The sequence below is a fragment of the Arcticibacter svalbardensis MN12-7 genome (assembly GCF_000403135.1).
Taxonomy (GTDB): Bacteria; Bacteroidota; Bacteroidia; order Sphingobacteriales; family Sphingobacteriaceae; genus Arcticibacter; species Arcticibacter svalbardensis.
Genome location: NZ_AQPN01000023.1, coordinates 26,840 through 46,127, shown reverse-complemented (window position 1 = coordinate 46,127; position 19,288 = coordinate 26,840). Strand labels below are relative to the sequence as shown.

Below are 19,288 nucleotides of genomic sequence, written 5' to 3'. Positions count from 1 at the left end.
ACGAAATTACTTAAAAGAATGAATCTTCCATTGTATAGGCGAAACTATAAAGAAAAAAATATTAGCTTTACGGCAAGCAAACTTCAAACTAATGAATATTCACGAATATCAAGGCAAAGCAATACTTAAAAGCTTCGGTGTTAAAATCCAGGAAGGCATCGTTGCCGATACCCCTGAACAAGCTGTTGAAGCGGCTAAGAAATTAAAAGAAGATTTCAACTCGGATTGGGTAGTCATCAAGGCACAGAGTTCACGCTGGAGGCCGCGGTAAAGGCGGAGGTGTTAAACTCGCCAAAAACCTGGCTCAGGTAGAAGAAATAGCCGGACAAATCATCGGTATGCAACTTATTACCGCTCAAACCGGTCCTGAAGGCAAATTAGTAAGTAAAGTTCTTGTGGCACAGGATGTTTATTATCCCGGCGAATCAGAAACTAAGGAATATTACATGAGTGTATTATTGGACCGGGCAAAAGGCCGTAATATCATTGTGTATTCCACTGAAGGAGGCATGGACATCGAACATGTTGCAGAGCATACGCCGGAACTGATTTACAAGGAAGAAATTGATCCATTAATTGGTCTTCGCCCCTTTCAGGCAAGCCGTATCGCTTACAACCTCGGTTTAAGTGGTGTCGCCATGAAAGAGATGAGCAAGTTTGTTACCGCTTTGTACAGAGCATATGAGGAAACTGACTCTGCCATGTTTGAGATCAACCCGGTACTTAAAACTTCCGACAACCAGATCCTTGCTGTTGATGCAAAGGTTAACCTGGATGACAATGGTTTATTCCGTCATAAGGATTATGCCGCAATGCGCGACGAAAGCGAAGAAGATCCAATGGAAGTAGAAGCCAGCAAATCTAACCTCAACTTTGTTAAACTTGACGGAAACGTAGGTTGTATGGTAAACGGTGCAGGCCTTGCTATGGCTACCATGGACATTATCAAGATTGCAGGTGGAGAACCCGCTAACTTCCTTGACGTTGGTGGAACCGCCAATGCTCAAACTGTAAAAGCAGCCTTCAACCTGATTCTTCAGGATCCAAATGTAAAAGCGATTTTGATCAATATCTTTGGTGGTATTGTTCGTTGCGATCGTGTTGCTCAAGGTGTAATAGATGCCTATCAGGAACTTGGTAACATCCGCGTTCCCATCATTGTACGTTTACAAGGAACAAACGCTGTAGAAGCAAAGAAGCTGATTGACGATTCAGGACTGCAGGTTTATTCCGCAATCTTGTTAAAAGAAGCTGCTGATCTGGTTACTAAGGTACTGGAAGAGCAAGCTTAAAAAGCTCCAAAAGATTAAAAAGGGCAGTATCTGATCAGGATACCGCCCTTTTTTAATTATATAACAATTAGTCCTATCTTTGGAATATTGAAACAATTAGCTTACATCTACTTCATTTTATATTTCTTCATCGGCGGTAAAGCTGATGCTGACGTACATGACTTGCTAAAAATTTCAAACTTAGTGGAACACGTCAAGGAATATCTTAATGAAAAACCAGACTCCTCTATTCTGGAATTTATTCAAATCCATTATGGCGCAGCTAGTGAAGCTGCCGATAATCATAAAAAGGACCACGATGAACATGATGAAGATTTACCTTTTCAATCACACACCTGCTGTCACACCTTAACCTTTTATGTAATCAGCTATTTTGACGGAGTGGATTTTAAATTCTATCCCATAAACAGGTTTGACACATCCCATTATACCGAAAAAACCCCTCCTTTATTAGCCAGAACAATTTGGCAACCCCCTCAAATTTCCGCATAATTTCTTTCTAAGATTGTCTTCCATAGCAACCTATCTAATCCTGTAACTGTCGTTTAACGAAACAGTTCAGTGCTATTTTCATAATTATATGTACGCGTGAAATGTTAGAGAAAATCATCCATTTTTCTATAAATAATAAGTTTATTATAGGGCTTTTTACACTCGCCCTTATTGTATGGGGAACCTATGCGGTTACGCAGCTTCCCATAGATGCCGTGCCCGATATCACCAATAATCAAGTACAGATCATTACCGTATCTCCATCAAATGCTGCCGAAGATATAGAACGTTTTGTAACCTTTCCGGTGGAACAAACGATGGCCACGATTCCAGGAATCGAAGAAGTAAGATCGTTTTCCAGATTTGGACTCTCTGTTGTTACCGTGGTTTTTAAAGAGAATATCGATATATACTTTGCCCGCTCACAGGTGAATGAACGTCTTTCACTGGCAAAAAATGAAATCCCTCCAGGTATGGGGAGTCCCGAAATGTCTCCCGTAACAACTGGTTTAGGCGAAATATTTCAATACATTGTTTTGGCTAAGCCTGGTTACGAAACGAAATATCCCCCTATGGAATTGCGGAGCATCCAGGACTGGATTATTCGCAGGCAATTACTTGGAACAGAAGGCGTAGCTGATGTGAGCAGTTTTGGCGGTTATTTAAAGCAATACGAAATTGCCTTAGACCCTGATAAATTAAGAAGCCTCAACCTAACGATTACCGATGTATATAATGCCCTGGAAAAGAACAATCAAAACACAGGGGGCGCTTACATTGATAAAAAACCGAATGCCTATTTCATCCGCACCGAAGGTTTAATTACCAGTCTGGAGGACATTCAAAACATCGTGGTTAAGACCTATGCAAATGGCATCCCCCTTTTGATCCGAAATGTAGGAACAGTGCAATATGGATCGGCTGTACGCTATGGCGCTATGACCAGGAACGGCAAAGGAGAAGTTGTTGGAGCTCTGGTCTTAATGCTGAAAGGAGCAAATGCATCCGAGGTGATTAAGAACGTGAAGAAACGCATAACCCAAATTGAAAAAACACTTCCTGAAGGAGTAGTAATAGAAGCCTATCTGGACCGAACAAAGTTGGTTAATAATGCCATTGGAACGGTGACCAAAAACCTTGCTGAAGGTGCCTTGATCGTTATTTTCGTATTGGTATTGCTCCTTGGAAATTTAAGAGCAGGATTAATTGTAGCTTCTGTAATACCGCTCTCTATGCTGTTTGCCGTAATCATGATGAATTTATTTGGCGTCTCCGGTAACCTGATGTCCTTAGGTGCCCTCGACTTTGGTCTGATTGTAGATGGTGCTGTCATCATTGTAGAAAGCGTCCTGCATCGTATAACGATGAGTAAAACACATCATTCAGGTATAAAAACGCTTTCTTCAACTGAAATGGATCATGAGGTACAAAGTGCTTCTTCCCGCATGATGAACTCTGCCGTATTCGGTCAGATCATCATCCTGATTGTCTACATTCCTATTCTGGCTTTAGTGGGTGTTGAAGGTAAAATGTTCCGTCCCATGGCCCAAACAGTTATGTTTGCCATAGTAGGTGCTTTCATCCTTTCTTTAACCTATGTACCCATGATCTCTGCTGCTTTTTTAAACCGAAAAACAGAGCATAAAATAAATATATCCGACCGGATCATTGCAAAAATACAAGGTATCTATCGCCCGGCTTTACTACTTGCCTTAAAACACAAATTAATAGTCATTGTCAGTTCTGTTGTACTTTTCGGAGCAAGTTTAATTGTTTTCATGAACATGGGAGGCGAGTTTATCCCTCAACTTGAAGAAGGTGATTTTGCTGTAGAAACAAGAGTAATGACTGGCAGCAGCCTGTCTGAAACCATCCAAGCCACAGAGCGGAGTGCTAAAATTTTATTGAAAAATTTCCCCGAAGTGAAAGAAGTGGTAGGTAAGGTAGGTTCATCCGAGATCCCTACAGACCCCATGCCAGTAGAGGCTGCAGATATCATGGTTATCCTGAAAGATAAATCGGAATGGACTAGCGCATCATCTAGAGAAGGGTTGGCTGATGCAATGCAAAAAAAACTGGAAGGAGAAATTCCCGGAGTTACCTTTTCTTTTCAACAACCTATTCAGATGCGGTTTAATGAATTAATGACCGGTGCCCGTCAGGATGTTGTTATTAAAATATTCGGTGAAGATCTTGACAAACTCGCTCAATATGCTGCTCAGGCTGGTGCTATTGCCCGTAAAACTTCCGGTGCTGTTGATGTATACGTGGAAGAGGTTACCGGATTACCCCAGATCGTGATCAAGTTTAAACGAGATAAAATTGCACAGTTTGGATTGAACATTGAAGACGTTAACCAGGTGCTTAGAGCCGGTTTTGCAGGTGAGTCAGCAGGACAAGTATTTGAGGATGAAAAAAGATTTGATCTGATTGTCCGTTTGCGAAAAGAAAGCCGTGAAAATCTAACCGATATCAAAAACCTATCGGTAACAGCACCAAACGGTAATCAAATCCCTATGGATCAACTGGCGGACATAGACTATGAAGTTGGTCCAAATCAAATTCAGCGGGATGATGCCAAGCGTAGAATCATAGTTGGATTCAATGTCCGCGGAAGGGATGTTTCCAGTATAGTGAATGAAATGCAGCAAAAGATAGATCAACAGATCAAGTTTGAACCCGGTTATTCAGTAAAATTCGGGGGAACATTTGAAAACCTTAATGAAGCAAGAACCCGTTTGGGTATTGCTGTTCCCGTAGCCCTGCTCCTCATTCTGATCTTATTGTTTATAGCCTTTAACTCATTCAAACACGCCTTATTGATCTTTACCGCGATCCCTTTATCTGCCATAGGGGGTGTATTTGCCTTATGGTTAAGGGGAATGCCATTCAGTATTTCAGCAGGCGTCGGTTTTATTGCCTTGTTTGGTGTAGCTGTATTAAACGGCATCGTATTAATTGCAGAGTTTAACAGAAAAAAAGAAGAAGGAATGACGGATTTACATGAAATAGTTTTAAAAGGTACGGCGATCAGGTTGCGACCTGTACTGCTGACAGCTTTAGTGGCATCTCTGGGATTTTTACCCATGGCGTTTTCTAATGGTAGCGGAGCTGAAGTACAAAAACCTTTAGCCACAGTAGTAATGGGGGGTCTGCTCACTGCCACTCTTCTTACTTTACTCGTTTTACCCGTGTTATATATTGTTTTTGAACGGATTAAAAAAAAGAGTACAAAAATAATGGGAATCACAGGCATTTTGCTGTTTTCCTTATTATCTAATAAAAGCCATGCTCAGGAACTGCAAAATCCTGTAACACTGGATCAGGCGCTACAACAAGCCTTACAAAACAATAAAGGCCTATACTCTGCCCGTTTGGATGTTGACTATCAGCAGCAATTAAAGAAGGTAAATAAAGAAATATCCAAAACGGATGTCTCTTTATTATATGGTCAGTATAATACCTTGAATAAAACAGATAATAATGTGACCATTACTCAAAAAATTCCTTTTCCAACTTACTTTTCCGCACAAGCTGCTTTAGGTAATTCGATGATAAAAAGCAGTAAGTTCAAACTGGCTGCAACAGAAAATGATCTGGCTTTTCAGGTAAAATCAACTTATTTCCAACTGCAGTATTTAATGTCCAAAAAGGGCCAGTTATTACGGGAAGATAGTCTTTACAGAGGCTTTTTAAAGTCTGCTGATCTTAGGTACCGGACAGGTGAAACCAATTTACTGGAAAAGACAACAGCCGAAACTCAGCTTAATGAATTGCATAACCAAATTCAGCAAAACCAGGCCGATACCCAAATCCAACTGGAACAGTTAACATCCTTGTTGAATAATGAAAATACAATAGTTGTTATTGCTGATACAGTATTAGTAGAAAGATCTTTCAATCTGTCAGATACGATTTCACTAACTAATAATCCTTCATTAGCCCTGATTAAACAACAAGTGGAAATAGCTCAAAATCAAAAAAGAGTGGAAGTCGCTAAAGCTTTACCTGATATTACCCTGGGCTATTTTAGCCAAACATTAATTGGTAATCAAAGTGTGAATGGCACAGAAGTATATTATGGCTCCGGTGACCGCTTTCAGGGATTTCAGCTTGGTATTAGTCTGCCTATTTTTTCATCTTTTAAAGCCAAAGTACGCGCTGCAGAGATCAATGCTCAAGTAGCAGAAAGTGATTATTCTTTGCAGCAAAACAATGTCAACCGGCAGTACCGACAATCGGTACAGGAATATTTGAAAAATAAAAACAGCCTCGCTTATTACAAAAGTTCTGCTTTAGCCAACGCCGAATTAATACTCAAACAAATTCAATCTGCTTATAAAAGTGGAGATATCAGTTTTGCCGAATACCTCATTAGCGTCAGAGATGCTCTTGCCCTTCGTAAAGGCTATTTACAAGCTTTAAATGAGTACAATCAAAGCGTGGTGCAGCTTGAGTTTTTAATAGGTAACAATCAATAATTCAATAGAAATGAAAATACATAAAATGAAAATTTTTCTAAATATCCTACTTTCAATATGCACAGTTAGTTTAATCGCTGCATGTGGCAATACAAAGGCACCGGAAGAAAAGCAGGAGGAGCAAGTCAACACCAATGAACCAAACATTGTCGAACTCACTTCAGGTCAATATAAAACGGCAAATATCCAACTAGATTCAATTAAAGATCGTCCCCTTAGTGGCGTTATTAAGGTTAATGGAATGCTGGATGTACCGCCTCAAAGTAAAGTATCGGTTGTTGCTATTATGGGGGGAATCCTCAAGCAGACTTCTCTTTTACAGGGCTTAAAAGTGAATAAAGGTCAGGTGATCGCGGTGATGCAGCACCCCGATTATATCCAGTTACAACAGGATTACCTAGATAATAAGAGTCAGCTCAACTACTTATCTCAGGAAAATGTGCGACAAAAAGAACTGGCTAAAGAAAATGTCAATTCTCAAAAAACGCTGCAACAATCCTCCTCTAATTATCAAAGCATGAAGGCAAGGGTACAGGGTCTGCGCCAAAGGCTTCAAATGTTAAACGTCAATCTCACATCACTTGAAAAAGGCAACATTCAAAACACCGTAAATCTGTATGCCCCTATTAGCGGATATGTGACTAAAGTTAATGTAAACATCGGCTCTTATGTTAATCCATCGGACGTGATGTTTGAGATAGTAGATACCGAACATCTCCATGCAGAGTTAACCGTTTTTGAAAAAGATATCCCTAAAATTAAAGTAGGTCAGAAAGTACGGTTCACTTTAGCCAATGAGGACAAAGAGCGAGAAGCAACCGTTTATTTAATTGGTCGCGAAATCAGTACTGATCGAACGGTAAATATCCATTGTCATCTAACTGCCGAAGATAGACAGCTTTTACCCGGCATGTATTTGAAAGCATTCGTTGAAGCCGGAACCATGGATAAACCGTCTTTACCTGAAAAGGCTGTCGTTGATTATCAAGGCAACAAGTATATTTTCATTGGATCTCCTCAGCCTAAATCCCAAAAGCAACAAACAGCAAATGTCTACCAGTTCAAAATGATTGCAGTTAAAGCGGGTACTAATGAAGTAGGTTATACAGAAGTGCTTTTACCGGAAAACTTTAACAGACAAAATACACAGGTTGTAATAAACGGGGCTTACGACTTGTTAGCAAAAATGAAAAATACTGAAGAAGAGGAATAAATTAAAATAGTATAAAGCCAGAAATTGCCTGGCTTTATACTATTCTTATTTAAGATTAATGCGCTGTATTCTCACCGCATTCAGTATGGCCAACAATGCCACACCCACATCAGCAATCACAGCTTCCCAAAGGTTGGCAACGCCGCCAGCACCCAATCCCAAAACAATAACCTTAACTACCATGGCAAGGATGATATTCTGCCAGACGATATTTCTTGTTATTTTTCCAATTTTAATGGCAACGACAACTTTCGATGGCTGATCGTTCTGGATCACAATGTCAGCAGTTTCGATGGTAGCATCACTGCCCAAACCGCCCATAGCAATTCCGGCATCAGCCAACGCGATCACAGGAGCATCATTTACACCATCCCCAATAAAGGCAATGTGGAGTCCCTGATCTTTATACCCCTGAACCTTTTCCACTTTGCCATCTGGCAATAAATCGCCAAATGCTTCGGAGAGGCCAATTTGTTTGGCCACATGATCAACAACGGATTGCTTGTCACCAGATAACATCACTGTCTTTAAGCCAAGCGCATGCATTTGTTTAATTGTATCGGCAGCATCTTCTTTTATTTCATCGGCAATTGTCATGTAACCGGCAAACTTCTGATCAAGCGCTATCACTACGATGGTATCAACAACCTGTTCGATCTCCGCAGGAAAAGTCACATTGAATTTCTTCATCAGCTTGACATTACCGGCCAACACCTCTTTCCCATCAACTATTCCTTTTAAACCATGTCCCGAAATCTCTTCCACCTGAGTTGCGACAGAATTTCCAACAGATTCTCCGGCATAATCCACCACAGCTTTAGCAACAGGATGGGTTGAGTTTTTCTCCAGCACTGCAGCAAGGCGAACAAGTTCCTTTTCATCAATTTCCTGTGCAACTACCTTTTGAACTTTAAAGACACCTTTGGTAAGTGTCCCCGTTTTATCCATAATAACGGTATTGATCTTCGTCATCACATCCAGAAAGTTTCCTCCTTTAAATAGGATACCATTTTTTGATGCCAGACCAATTCCCCCAAAGTAGCCCAGCGGAATGGATACAACCAATGCACAGGGACAACTGATCACCAGAAATACCAATCCCCGGTACAGCCAATCCGTAAAGTCATAATTACCGACAAAAAAGTAAGGAATTACAACAACCGCCAAAGCAAGAAAGAACACGATTGGGGTATACACTTTAGCAAAGCGGGAAATAAACAATTGAGTTTGCGATTTTCTAGCAGTAGCATCCTGCACCATTTCGAGGATCCGGCTAAGCTTGCTGTCTTTGAATAAAGCCGTCACTTTTACATCCGTAAGCGTATTTAAATTGATCATCCCGGCAAGAATCTGCTCCCCTTTATACTTCGTGTCGGGTTTACTTTCACCGGTAAGCGCAGCCGTATTAAAAGAAGAGCTATCCGAAATTAGTTCTCCATCCAGTGCCACTTTTTCACCTGGTTTAATCTGAATTATTTCTTCCAGTTGTACCTCAGCTGGTTTTGTCACCTGTGCCTTTCCGTTTCTGATCACGGTTACCTCATCAGGCCGGATATCAAGCAAAGCTTTTATATTTCGCTGAGCACGATTCACTGCAGCATCCTGAAACCACTCCCCTATTGAATAAAACACCATTACGGCCACCCCTTCGGAATATTCGCCGATACTAAACGCACCTATAGTAGCTACGCTCATTAATACAAACTCATTAAAGATGTCGCCCCTTTTTATCTTACGGAATGCCAGATCTAAAACATTCCATCCCGCCAATAAATAAGCTATACCATTTACAGCCAGCGAAATTAATTTGGGCAGTTTGATATCAAATGCATATTCTAACACCAATACAACGGTTAGAATAAACAAGGACAATAGCAAGTTCCAATGTGCTATCCATACAGGTTGATCAGAAGCAATTTGTTCACCGTGATGATGTCCGTCGTCATCATCATCATGACTATCTTCAGTATGTTTAAGTTGGACTGATTTTTTTTTATCTAGTATATCCGACTGGTGGTTTTCATTATCACAGCAATGCGCACTCATACATTTGAATTTATTGTATACAAAGTTGCATACAAACAGCATGCAACTGTATTGCAATTTTTATTTAGCGCATGCCGAGCAAATGCCCTTCACTATCAACTCCATTTCCTGGCGCTGATAGTTTTCAGGAAGCTTCACTTCTGGTATTTGTGTTTTAGGCAAACAAAAGGTCTGCTTGCAATTGTGGCAATAAAAGTGAACATGCAGATCGTGGTGCATGCCAGCCTTACAACTATCCTGACAAATTGCAAACTTCGTGATACCCATTCCATCTTCTATTTTGTGCACCAATCCACGCTCTTCAAAAGTTTTAAGCGTACGGTAAAGGGTCACTCTGTCAAAACTTTCCAAGGATAATTCTAAATCAGTTAAGCTTATGGAAGATTTTAATTCAAGCAAATAATCCAGCACTAACATTCGGTTGACTGTTGGATTAATTTCTTTTGATTTAAGCATACTTTCTACTTCCTGTTTCATATCTATATAAATGAGATCTGCCTGAATTTGTTCTTTTCTACTCAATTTTGAACCATACGTGGAAGTTGAATATCTATCACAGTTCCTGTATCAGGTTTAGAGGAAATTTCTAATTTACCTTTTAAAAGATAAAGCTTACTTTTTATTGATCTAATACCGATGCTTCCCTCGTTAGATTTTGAAACATTAAAGCCATTGCCATTATCTTCTACCCGAATTCTGATCTCTCTCCTGCTAACACCTACTCGCAAAGAAGCTTTGGTAGCATTAGCATGTTTAATTATATTTGTAGTTAGTTCCTGTATAATACGATAAATAGCTATTTCAACATGTTTTGGAAGTCTATCCTCTAATCCTGAAAATCGACAATTCATAGTTATTGTTCCATTAATCTGCTGGCAAATATCTTGAACCGCTTCTTTAAGTCCAAAATCTTCAAGTATCGTTGGCATAAGATCATGGGATATGCGCTTCGTGTCCTTGATACATACGGAAATTAATTCTTTAGCTTTTTTAATAGCTAATACACCTTCCATTTGTTGTTTTGCATTTTCAAATTTTACCTGATCAAGGCTCAGCTTAATACCATATAATATCTGACCTAACCCATTATGCAAATCTTCGGCAATACGCGACCGTTCTTTCTCCTGTGTATCTATAGTAGCTTCTAATAACTGCTGCTGAAATAACGATTCCCGGCTAGCTGCCTCTTTTAGATCATTCTCCAGGACTTTTCGTTCCGTAACATCTTCAAGAATAGTATACCCAAGCGTCTCGCCTCGATCTGTCAGCAAGATAGATGTAATATGGCACCATACGATGTTTCTATCTTTCTTATAAATACAAGTGTCTATACTAAATGAGGGATTTTTGTTTGACCAAAGTTCATGCTGTAATTTCTTCCAGTTTTCAACAAATTCTGGAAGCACAATGTCAGTGATCCTAGTTCCAATTAACTCTTTTGCACTGTACCCTAACAATCTTACTAAAGCTTTATTTACTTTAATTATTTGCAAGTCAGAATTAATGAACTTATTGCCAAGAGACGTCTGCTCAAAAATCGTTTTAAAACGAAGGTGACTATTTTTGTTTTCCAGATCCAGGGAATCCTTCTTGCGTATTTCCTTTGAAGTAGGTTTACCCGATTTCAAAAGATTAATCTCTTCCTCTAATTGTCTTATTTTCTCTTCATTATCAGGCATAATTGTAGACTAACGTATTTCACCTTGTTTATATTGGCTAAAAGAAACACAAATTACCTGATTTTAATTTATTTATAGAATTTTTTTGTGTGATAATCTTAATGCTTCACATTGCTATATACCTTGCATAGCAACCTTCAGTTAAATGATTGACGATAGGCTGTTGGAGATATTTCAGTATATCGCTTGAAAAGCTTATTAAATGATTGCGGATGTTCAAAACCTAGCTGATACGCGATCTCAGCAATAGTGAGACGACTCGTACTCAATCTATCCTTCGCTTTTTCAATTAACTTATTATGAATATGTTGCTGGGTACTCTGGCCTGTTAGCGACTTAAGTAAATCTGTTAGATACCTAGCTGAAATATGAAGATGATCCGATACTTCCTGAACAGTTGGCAGGCCGAATACAACTGACCTTTCCGGATCGAAACGCTCGTCCAAATAAGCATTCATTGTATCTATCAAATCAATATAAACCGTCTTACGGGTATTAAACTGTCGTGTATAAAAGCGGTTACTATGAATTAATATCAGTTCTATCTGGGAAACCAAAACATCCTGACTAAAAGAATCAATGTTATTGTCCAATTCATTAAAAACGGACAATCCAGCTGCAATTCCATATAAAACACCTTTTAAGTTTACGTCAATCATCTCTTCCCACTCTTCAACCTGCAACTCATCTATTCGGGAAAGATGGCTAATTCCTGCATTATTGATAATTACATCTAACCGGCCATACTGCTGACAAGCCAGTTTAACCAAATTATCTACATCCACACGATTTTTAACAGCTGTTACCAGATAAGTGGAATCACCTCCTACTGCTCTAATTCGACCATCAAGCTCTTCTAAACGATCCAATCTTCTTGCGCCTAAAACAACTTTTGCTCCAAGCTCTGCCAGCATCATTGCTGTTGCCTCACCAATCCCACTGCTTGCACCTGTGATTGCAATTACTTTTCCTTTAATTCGATTTGTGTTGTTTTCCATTGTACGTGTTTCTTTATAACACAAAGGTCATTAATCTTTTAACTCCAAGATTAGCCAAAACAGTCAAAGTTGTAGCCTATAAAACGGGGGAAATAATAAGACCTTTATAAATTACTAATAGAAAAAGGAGCTGTTATATTTAAGTTTTTAAACTATTAATTGGTTTTAATTTGAGAGCGAATCTTCGTTATGACATGGCTTTATTATTTTCTAAGTTGTGATCATGTAGGCGGCTACTTTCATAGTTATTTTTTTTTAAATTGAATATTAAAAAATAACTGTAAGTTTCCTTCATCTTAGTATACTAACTTATCTAGTAAATATGAACCCTCATTTGTTTAACTTAAAAAGGCTCTTATTATTAATTGGGCTGCTACTTAATCTCTCATTTGCATTTGCACAATCTGATAAAAGTGTACTATGGCAAATTTCAGGAAAGCATATTAATCAACCTGTTTACCTTGTTGGAACGATACATTTGTTTGATACCTTACAATACGAATTACCAGAAGCTATTTTCGATCGGTTAAAAACTGTTAGAAACGTCTATTTTGAACTAGATTTTGGACATCTTAATCAGGCCGAATTGATGCAAGCCCTTTGGATAAAAGACAGCACCCAATATTTAAATAAAATATTAGATACCGCGTCCCTAACTAAACTATCACAGGCTGTGGCAACCTCATCGGTTTTAAAGGCACTTGGAAACAAACTTTTCCAGCTTAAACCAATCTACGTTTCCACTTTTTTAATGGCTGGCACACATACCCCTTCTTTGGATATGGAATTATATAAGAAAGCCTTACTCTTAAAAGATAGTATCGGTGGAATAGAAACACTTAATGAACAACTTAAAGCAGTTGATGCGATATCTATTATTGAGCAGGCAAAAATGCTATCTACAATGCTGAAACAAAACATGTCGCAAAATGAGATGCTGAATGAAGTGATGCGCGTGTATGTCAGACAAGACATCCACCATATGATAGAAGATCTTAGCAAGATGATGCCTCTAGATGACAGCTTTAATGGCGAACTTGTTACTAAACGCAATGAAATTATGGCTAATCGGATCGATGCTCTTATCGGAACTCAAAGCCTTATGATTGCTGTTGGAGCTGGGCATCTTGGCGGTAAAGACGGTTTAGTTAATTCACTCAAAAACAAGGGATATACATTAACGCCTATAGCCTTTACATTCCATAAAAAGTAGTATGAGATCAGCGTATTTTGGCAGAATCATCATAAGATCATAGTTTCATCCAAACCATTCTGGTTTACCTGCATTCCGCTTGATTAATAAAATTTAAAATGCTTTACAGGATTGATGGTAGCTTTCAATATTTCATCCCGATAAGATTCCAAAAAAAGTCCAAAATGAGTCCCACTTTGGCTAGTTTAAGTCGGACTTATACTGCATGGTTATTCGTTAATTTATTGATTCAATAGCTTTCCTTTTAGAAGAAGTCAAGAATTTTTTTACAGCATGTCCGTGGCCTTTTCTTTTGAAAATCAGATTGATAATAGGATAAAATGAAGCACGCATCTTTTTTAATTTAATTTGTTCAATGATCGTCATGTCTTTTATTGACAATTCATGCCTTTTTCGAGAAGATTTAAGAAATTTTAAAGTTTTTTTCGCTCTTAAGAATCTTTAGCGATTACTTTATGCAAATAACATAAAAGTATGGCAACAATAGATAAGAAAGGAATGATCCATGGAACTGCAGGTTCTGTAATTTACCGGGAGTATCGGGGAAAGAACATCATTCAGGGTAAGACAAAGGAATTTAAGCAAACTGAAAAAACGATCAGGAGCGCTACGGAGTTTGGACTTTCGAGTTCTTCGGCAGCAGTGATCAGGAATGCATTTGAACCGGCTTATTTTTTTAAGGACGGGACAGCAGCCTACAGAAGCACGCAATTGGTGTACCGGTCAATCTTGAACAATGTAAGTGGAGATAAAGGGAAAAGAGATTTGCATGATGGGGACCTTTCCTATTTACAGGGATTGGACTTCAATGCGAACAGTAAATTAGCTGAGGTCCTGCAGATGAGCCACTCTGTTAGTAAAAATCTTGAAGGTTTGGTGCATATTACTTTAGGATCTTTGGACACTAAAACAGGGATTAAAAGGCCTAAAGGGCTGAGTGGAGCCTATATGAAACACAGGATCCGTTTGATGTTGGTTGCCTTTAACTTCAGGGAGGAGTATTATGAAAACCTGGGGTTTCAGGATGTCGATCTGGAAGGATATCAAACCACTGAAGAACAAATAATCACTTTTAATGAAAAAATCCCGGAGGATTGCCTGGCATTGGTGAGTATGTCACTAATGTTATATTCTACAATCAGTCAAACTGATGAAAGTATATTGTTGAATAGTAAGGATTTTAGTCCCTGCGCTATTATCGGCACATTTCAATCCTTAAATCCTTCGAATTACCCTTTAAAAGAGGTTGATATGCAACCATCCAACTATCCAGGCAGAGAAGAGAAAATAATAGAGATGTTTTATAAAGGTAACCTCCTCATGTTGGGCATGGATAATAAGGTTAGTAAACGGGCCATTGCAACCAGTAAAAAGGTTAAAGAAAAGGTATTTGTCACGGATCTGATTAAGAAAGGAAGGGTTTCATTTAAAAAAAGTTAGCCCTAGAGTTTTGAATATATGTATCAACTTTCACAATGCAACCCTAGTTTGAAATACTAATCAGCATACCGGTGTCTACTCTATTTTTTCTAATAAATTCTATCTAAAGTGAAAGAGAATAAATTAAAATTGAGATTAATATGTTAAAATAACATAAATATATGATTAATATTTTATTTACATTTGTATTAACATGCTTACCCCGCTTCCCTTTAGATCAGCGCGCTCAGGGTAAGCTTTTTTTTTGACATGTCCAGAATACCTTATCATAAACCTGCACTTTCTTACCAAGTTCAACTTCAACAATTAAAAGACAGAGGTCTGAAAATAGAAGATGATTCTAAAGCGTTATTTCTTTTAGAGAATATTAGTTACTATAGGCTCAGTGGTTACTGGTATCCTATGATTCAGGCCCCAAAATCAACTCACCTTTTTAAAAAAGATGCATCGTTTGATTTGGCTTTCCAATTATACTGTTTTGATAGAGAATTAAGAAAATTGGTGGGGGCGGAACTTGAAAAGATAGAAGTGGCTATCAGGGCTAAAATGATCTATTTGTTATCACATGAGTATGGTCCTAACTGGCTAAATAATACAGGTATTTTCAAAAACAGTGTAAGTTTAAACCAAACAATAATAAAGCTAAAAAAGGATTTTGAAAGAAGTGATGAACAATTCATTAAATCGTTTAAAGAAAACTACAATGATCCTTTGCCGCCAAGTTGGATGATACTTGAAATATCTTCATTTGGAACCTTATCTAGTTTATACAAAAACTTAAAACCCAATAGAAAGAAAAGAGAAATTTCTAAATACTTTGGATTGGATGATTCCACATTTGAATCATGGTTACATACCATAGTTTATGTACGTAATGTTTGTGCTCATCATTCAAGATTATGGAACAGGTCGATGAGAATTACACCTTCTTTACCTATTACCCCTACAAATTCATGGCTTTCAGTTGTCGACATAGAAATTAACGGGACCACAAAGCCTATCAATAATAAAACCTATTTCGTTTTATCAATGATTATATATCTTTTAAACACGGTTAGTCCTAATAATAAATTCAAACAACGGCTATTTAACCTTTTAGACAGATATTCTGTTGTTGATCTTTCGGCAATGGGATTTAGTGGTTCTTGGCAGACTGAAATAATTTGGAAATTCAATAGAGATCAGATAGTTTAAGAAAAAGCTATTGATCAGGATCAAATGCAATGCTTTCATGGAAAAGCCAGCCCTTAAATTCTTGCAAAGTTCCGACCGTATCTGTTCCTTTATCAAGGAAGCGAAACTAACCTAAGTTTATATTTCCCCACCTTAAAGAGGTATAAAAAGTTCTGTCTCCTATAACCAACCACTTGCTAAATTGTTTTACCTAATAAATGACTGGTATCATATTATAGGTTGATCTGATCCCTCAAACACCCCCTTGTCTTTGATTTATATTTGTAATGCCTTAATTCTTATCTAAATAACAAAATATTTTAACATAAAAATTAAATCATGTATACGAACAGCAATGGGACTTCAAGTATCAGATCAAGTCAATATCGTAATTATTCGAAGTTCTTACAACTTATTGGATCATTAACCCTACTCGCTCTCATTTTTGTTTCAGGATGTAAAAAGGAGGATGCTACTGCAGAAAACCTTGACCTCACTGCATTTACATCAGCATCTGCTTTGACAAGTACATTAACATCTACTGCAGCCTTGGCTCCAATTAACCTTAGAACAGCCAATGACTTTACGATTTTAACAGAAACTGGTATTACTACTACTGGTGTTACTTCAGTTCTTGGTGATATTGGTACTAGTCCCATAGGCTCAACTGCAATAACTGGTTTTGACTTAATTATGTCGACTGATAATCAATCATCACATACTCCCATTGTAACTGGAAAAGTTTACGGTCCCAATTATGCTGCTCCTACACCTTCAAAAATGACTACCGCTATTGGTGACATGGAAACTGCTTTCACTACAGCAAACGGTATAGTGGATCCATCTCCTGTAGTAGAACTTTATGCTGGTAACTTGAGTGGACGCACTATTAAAGCGGGTCTTTACAAATTTAGCACTAACGTTTTAGTTACGAATGCAGGTGTTACACTTACAGGTGGTCCTAATGATGTATGGGTTTTCCAAATTGCACAAGACCTTATTGTAAACAATACTGCCAAAATTACTTTGGCAGGCGGTGCACAAGCTAAAAACGTTTTCTGGGTAGTATCCGGACAAACTACTTTGGGTACCTATTCTGCTTTCAGCGGGGTAATCTTGTGTAAAACATTAATAGCTTTAAATACTGGTGCTACTGTTAAAGGCAAATTATTTGCTCAAACAGCAGTTACTATGATTGCGAACACTGTTAAACCATAATATATATTTTAATTATTGATTTATTTAAAGGTTGCCTGATAGGGCAACCTTTTTTGTTTACTGAACTTTATTATTTGCTGTTACTAGGTTATCTTGTACACATCGGAAACCCAAATGTTCCATACCGCTGTCTTCCGTAGTTTTCATTCGTCGTGCAACACGGTATCCGGAACAATAGCTATCATTACATAAAAAGGAACCTCCCCTGACTACACGTTTTATAGCATATGGCTCGTCAGGATCATAAGATGTTTTAGGTCCATGCGGATTTTTCACACCTTGTGCTAAGGTTGAATAATAACGTCCATCATAATAATCGGCACACCATTCCCATACATTTCCTGCCATATCATAGAGCCCATACCCATTAGCAGGGAAAGACTTAACAGGTGATGAATAATAGAATTTATCCTGTAAGTTATTTTTATACGGAAACTTTCCTTGCCAGCAATTCACTTTTGCTTTACCTGTTGCAACCGGTTCGTTGCCCCAGGGATAAATATTATTTTTTAACCCTCCTCGTGCTGCCCATTCCCACTCTGCTTCTGTGGGTAAACGTTTCCCACTCCATTTACAATAGGCAAGTGCATCAAAGTAGGATATGTGGACCACCGGATAATTTTCTTTCCCTTTAATATTGCTTTTAGGTCCGTGTGGGTGCTTCCAGTCGGCCCCCTTCTCCCAAACCCACCACTGCGAATAATCCGTTAAAGGAACTGCCTCTTTTGATGGTTTAAATACCAGCGATGATGCAGTTAATAAACTGTCATCAGGTTTGGGTGTTCCTGGTGGAACTTGTTTCTTTAATTCGTTCCAGTCCGGCTTTTTCTCCGCTGTAGTGATGTACCCTGTTACATCTACAAACTTTTTGAATTGGGCATTTGTAACTTCTGTTACATCTATCCAATAGCCATTTACGGTTACTTTATGTTTGGGGTATTCGTCTGGAGATGCTTGTTTATTATCGCCACCCATCATAAAATCGCCTCCCTGAACAAAAACCATGTTTTTATGATCTTGCTTTTGGGTTGGTGCAATGACTTCTGAAGATTTTGCAACGGCAAAGCGGGAAGGGATATTTGACTCACAACAAATTGCCGTTTTCTTTAATACAGGTGTAGATGTATTTTGAGTTTTTGCGGTTTGAGTAGTCTTTTGCTTGCAAGATGAGAGAAACACACTGCATGTGACCATAAAAATGAAACTTAATTGGATATTTCTTATACACATATTCCTTAGGGATGTATTGTTTTATTGATCAGTCCAGGGTAGATATCAATGAATGCACCCTGATATACCAACCATTATTTACTATATATTTTTTTCAAATATATATACTAGAATAATAGAATACAGAATTATAGGCAAAATAGTTAAATAATTCCATTTATACATTCCCTCATACATTGTTGCGTACGGTTAAAAAGGAATAATTGATCCTGGAAAATTATATTTCTAATTTATCAGCTCATATTCAGAAAGTTAAAGAATCATTTACCCTTCAACGTTTTCAATATCTCTATGGCCATTGTATTTTCCGGGTTGAGTTCGACTGAATTTCATAGCTTTCTTTAGCCAGTTTTTTATCTCTCATGGCAGCATACCCTTCTCCCAGACTATCGTAGGTACTCGAAGCCTTGGTGTGCATTTTTACATTGAATTTAAATACCCCGATGGCTTCTTTTAACTTTTTGTCCCTTAAAAAACTATAACCTGTTGCATTGAACAGATCTTCTATATATTCGGGTCTGGTTGATGTACATGACAAAGTATCTATGGTAACGCTGGAGCAATATCCGTTCTGAACGTAGGTCTTGTTTGTCTTCCTATCTTGCACGTAAAGGCTTTTCCAGGTAGTCGAATCACATTTATAAAAGGCTTCCGTTTCCAGGGATACCAATTTCTTCGATGCCTCATCTTCTGGAGTTTGAGACAGCAGTATCTTTGTACCGCAAAACAAAATAAGGACAATCAATAAGATAGTCTTTTTCAGAAGATTTATTTTTATATTTTTACGTATAAACTATTTAAATTTAGGATGAC

General features: G+C 38.1%; 13 protein-coding genes and 1 pseudogene. 8 read left to right on the top strand and 6 right to left on the bottom strand.

Annotated features, from left to right (window positions below):
• Positions 1 to 91 precede the first annotated feature (91 nt).
• From sucC to ADIARSV_RS03160, 4 genes and pseudogenes are all read left to right on the top strand, one after another.
• Positions 92 to 1,292: pseudogene (sucC, locus tag ADIARSV_RS03175) on the top strand (ADP-forming succinate--CoA ligase subunit beta).
• A gap of 87 nt (positions 1,293 to 1,379) precedes the next feature.
• Complete coding sequence (locus ADIARSV_RS03170) at positions 1,380 to 1,784, top strand: hypothetical protein (protein WP_016193925.1); 405 nt, start codon at positions 1,380 to 1,382, stop codon at positions 1,782 to 1,784.
• 101 nt (positions 1,785 to 1,885) lie between these two features.
• The gene (locus ADIARSV_RS03165) at positions 1,886 to 6,265 is read left to right on the top strand and encodes a CusA/CzcA family heavy metal efflux RND transporter (RefSeq protein WP_016193924.1); all 4,380 of its coding nucleotides are present in this window, start codon (positions 1,886 to 1,888) and stop codon (positions 6,263 to 6,265) included.
• A gap of 25 nt (positions 6,266 to 6,290) precedes the next feature.
• Complete coding sequence (locus tag ADIARSV_RS03160) at positions 6,291 to 7,478, top strand: efflux RND transporter periplasmic adaptor subunit (protein WP_040298943.1); 1,188 nt, start codon at positions 6,291 to 6,293, stop codon at positions 7,476 to 7,478.
• 45 nt (positions 7,479 to 7,523) lie between these two features.
• On the opposite strand, the gene ADIARSV_RS03155 is transcribed toward ADIARSV_RS03160, so the two are convergent.
• The 4 genes from ADIARSV_RS03155 to ADIARSV_RS20920 form a co-directional block, all read right to left on the bottom strand.
• Positions 7,524 to 9,524 (bottom strand): heavy metal translocating P-type ATPase, encoded by a 2,001-nt coding sequence (locus ADIARSV_RS03155; RefSeq protein WP_016193922.1) that lies wholly within the window; start codon positions 9,522 to 9,524, stop codon positions 7,524 to 7,526.
• A 60-nt stretch (positions 9,525 to 9,584) separates the two neighbouring features.
• Entirely contained in the window at positions 9,585 to 10,046 is a 462-nt protein-coding gene (locus tag ADIARSV_RS03150; protein ID WP_235048351.1) for a Fur family transcriptional regulator, read from the bottom strand.
• Positions 10,043 to 11,203, bottom strand: a complete 1,161-nt coding sequence (locus tag ADIARSV_RS03145; protein WP_016193920.1) for a PAS domain-containing sensor histidine kinase — start codon at positions 11,201 to 11,203, stop codon at positions 10,043 to 10,045. The genes ADIARSV_RS03150 and ADIARSV_RS03145 overlap by 4 nt, the downstream gene beginning before the upstream one ends.
• 137 nt (positions 11,204 to 11,340) lie before the next feature.
• A complete protein-coding gene (locus tag ADIARSV_RS20920) occupies positions 11,341 to 12,201 on the bottom strand; it encodes an SDR family NAD(P)-dependent oxidoreductase (protein ID WP_016193919.1) in 861 nt (286 codons plus the stop codon).
• Between the two features lie 322 nt (positions 12,202 to 12,523).
• Between ADIARSV_RS20920 and ADIARSV_RS03135 the strand changes: the two genes are divergently transcribed.
• The 4 genes from ADIARSV_RS03135 to ADIARSV_RS03120 all read left to right on the top strand — a co-directional run bounded on the left by ADIARSV_RS03135 (position 12,524) and on the right by ADIARSV_RS03120 (position 17,245).
• On the top strand, positions 12,524 to 13,414 hold the full coding sequence (locus ADIARSV_RS03135) for a TraB/GumN family protein (RefSeq protein WP_016193918.1): 891 nt from the start codon (positions 12,524 to 12,526) through the stop codon (positions 13,412 to 13,414).
• 474 nt (positions 13,415 to 13,888) lie between these two features.
• A complete protein-coding gene (locus ADIARSV_RS03130) occupies positions 13,889 to 14,854 on the top strand; it encodes a hypothetical protein (RefSeq protein ID WP_016193916.1) in 966 nt (321 codons plus the stop codon).
• Between the two features lie 249 nt (positions 14,855 to 15,103).
• Positions 15,104 to 16,048 (top strand): Abi family protein, encoded by a 945-nt coding sequence (locus ADIARSV_RS03125; RefSeq protein WP_016193915.1) that lies wholly within the window; start codon positions 15,104 to 15,106, stop codon positions 16,046 to 16,048.
• A gap of 318 nt (positions 16,049 to 16,366) precedes the next feature.
• Entirely contained in the window at positions 16,367 to 17,245 is an 879-nt protein-coding gene (locus ADIARSV_RS03120) for an ice-binding family protein (protein WP_016193914.1), read from the top strand.
• 57 nt (positions 17,246 to 17,302) lie between these two features.
• Here ADIARSV_RS03120 and ADIARSV_RS03115 read toward each other — a convergent pair whose 3' ends face one another.
• The gene (locus ADIARSV_RS03115) at positions 17,303 to 18,439 is read right to left on the bottom strand and encodes a formylglycine-generating enzyme family protein (protein WP_016193913.1); all 1,137 of its coding nucleotides are present in this window, start codon (positions 18,437 to 18,439) and stop codon (positions 17,303 to 17,305) included.
• Between the two features lie 325 nt (positions 18,440 to 18,764).
• Positions 18,765 to 19,220, bottom strand: a complete 456-nt coding sequence (locus tag ADIARSV_RS03110; protein ID WP_152439753.1) for a hypothetical protein — start codon at positions 19,218 to 19,220, stop codon at positions 18,765 to 18,767.
• Between the last annotated feature and the right edge of the window lie 68 nt (positions 19,221 to 19,288).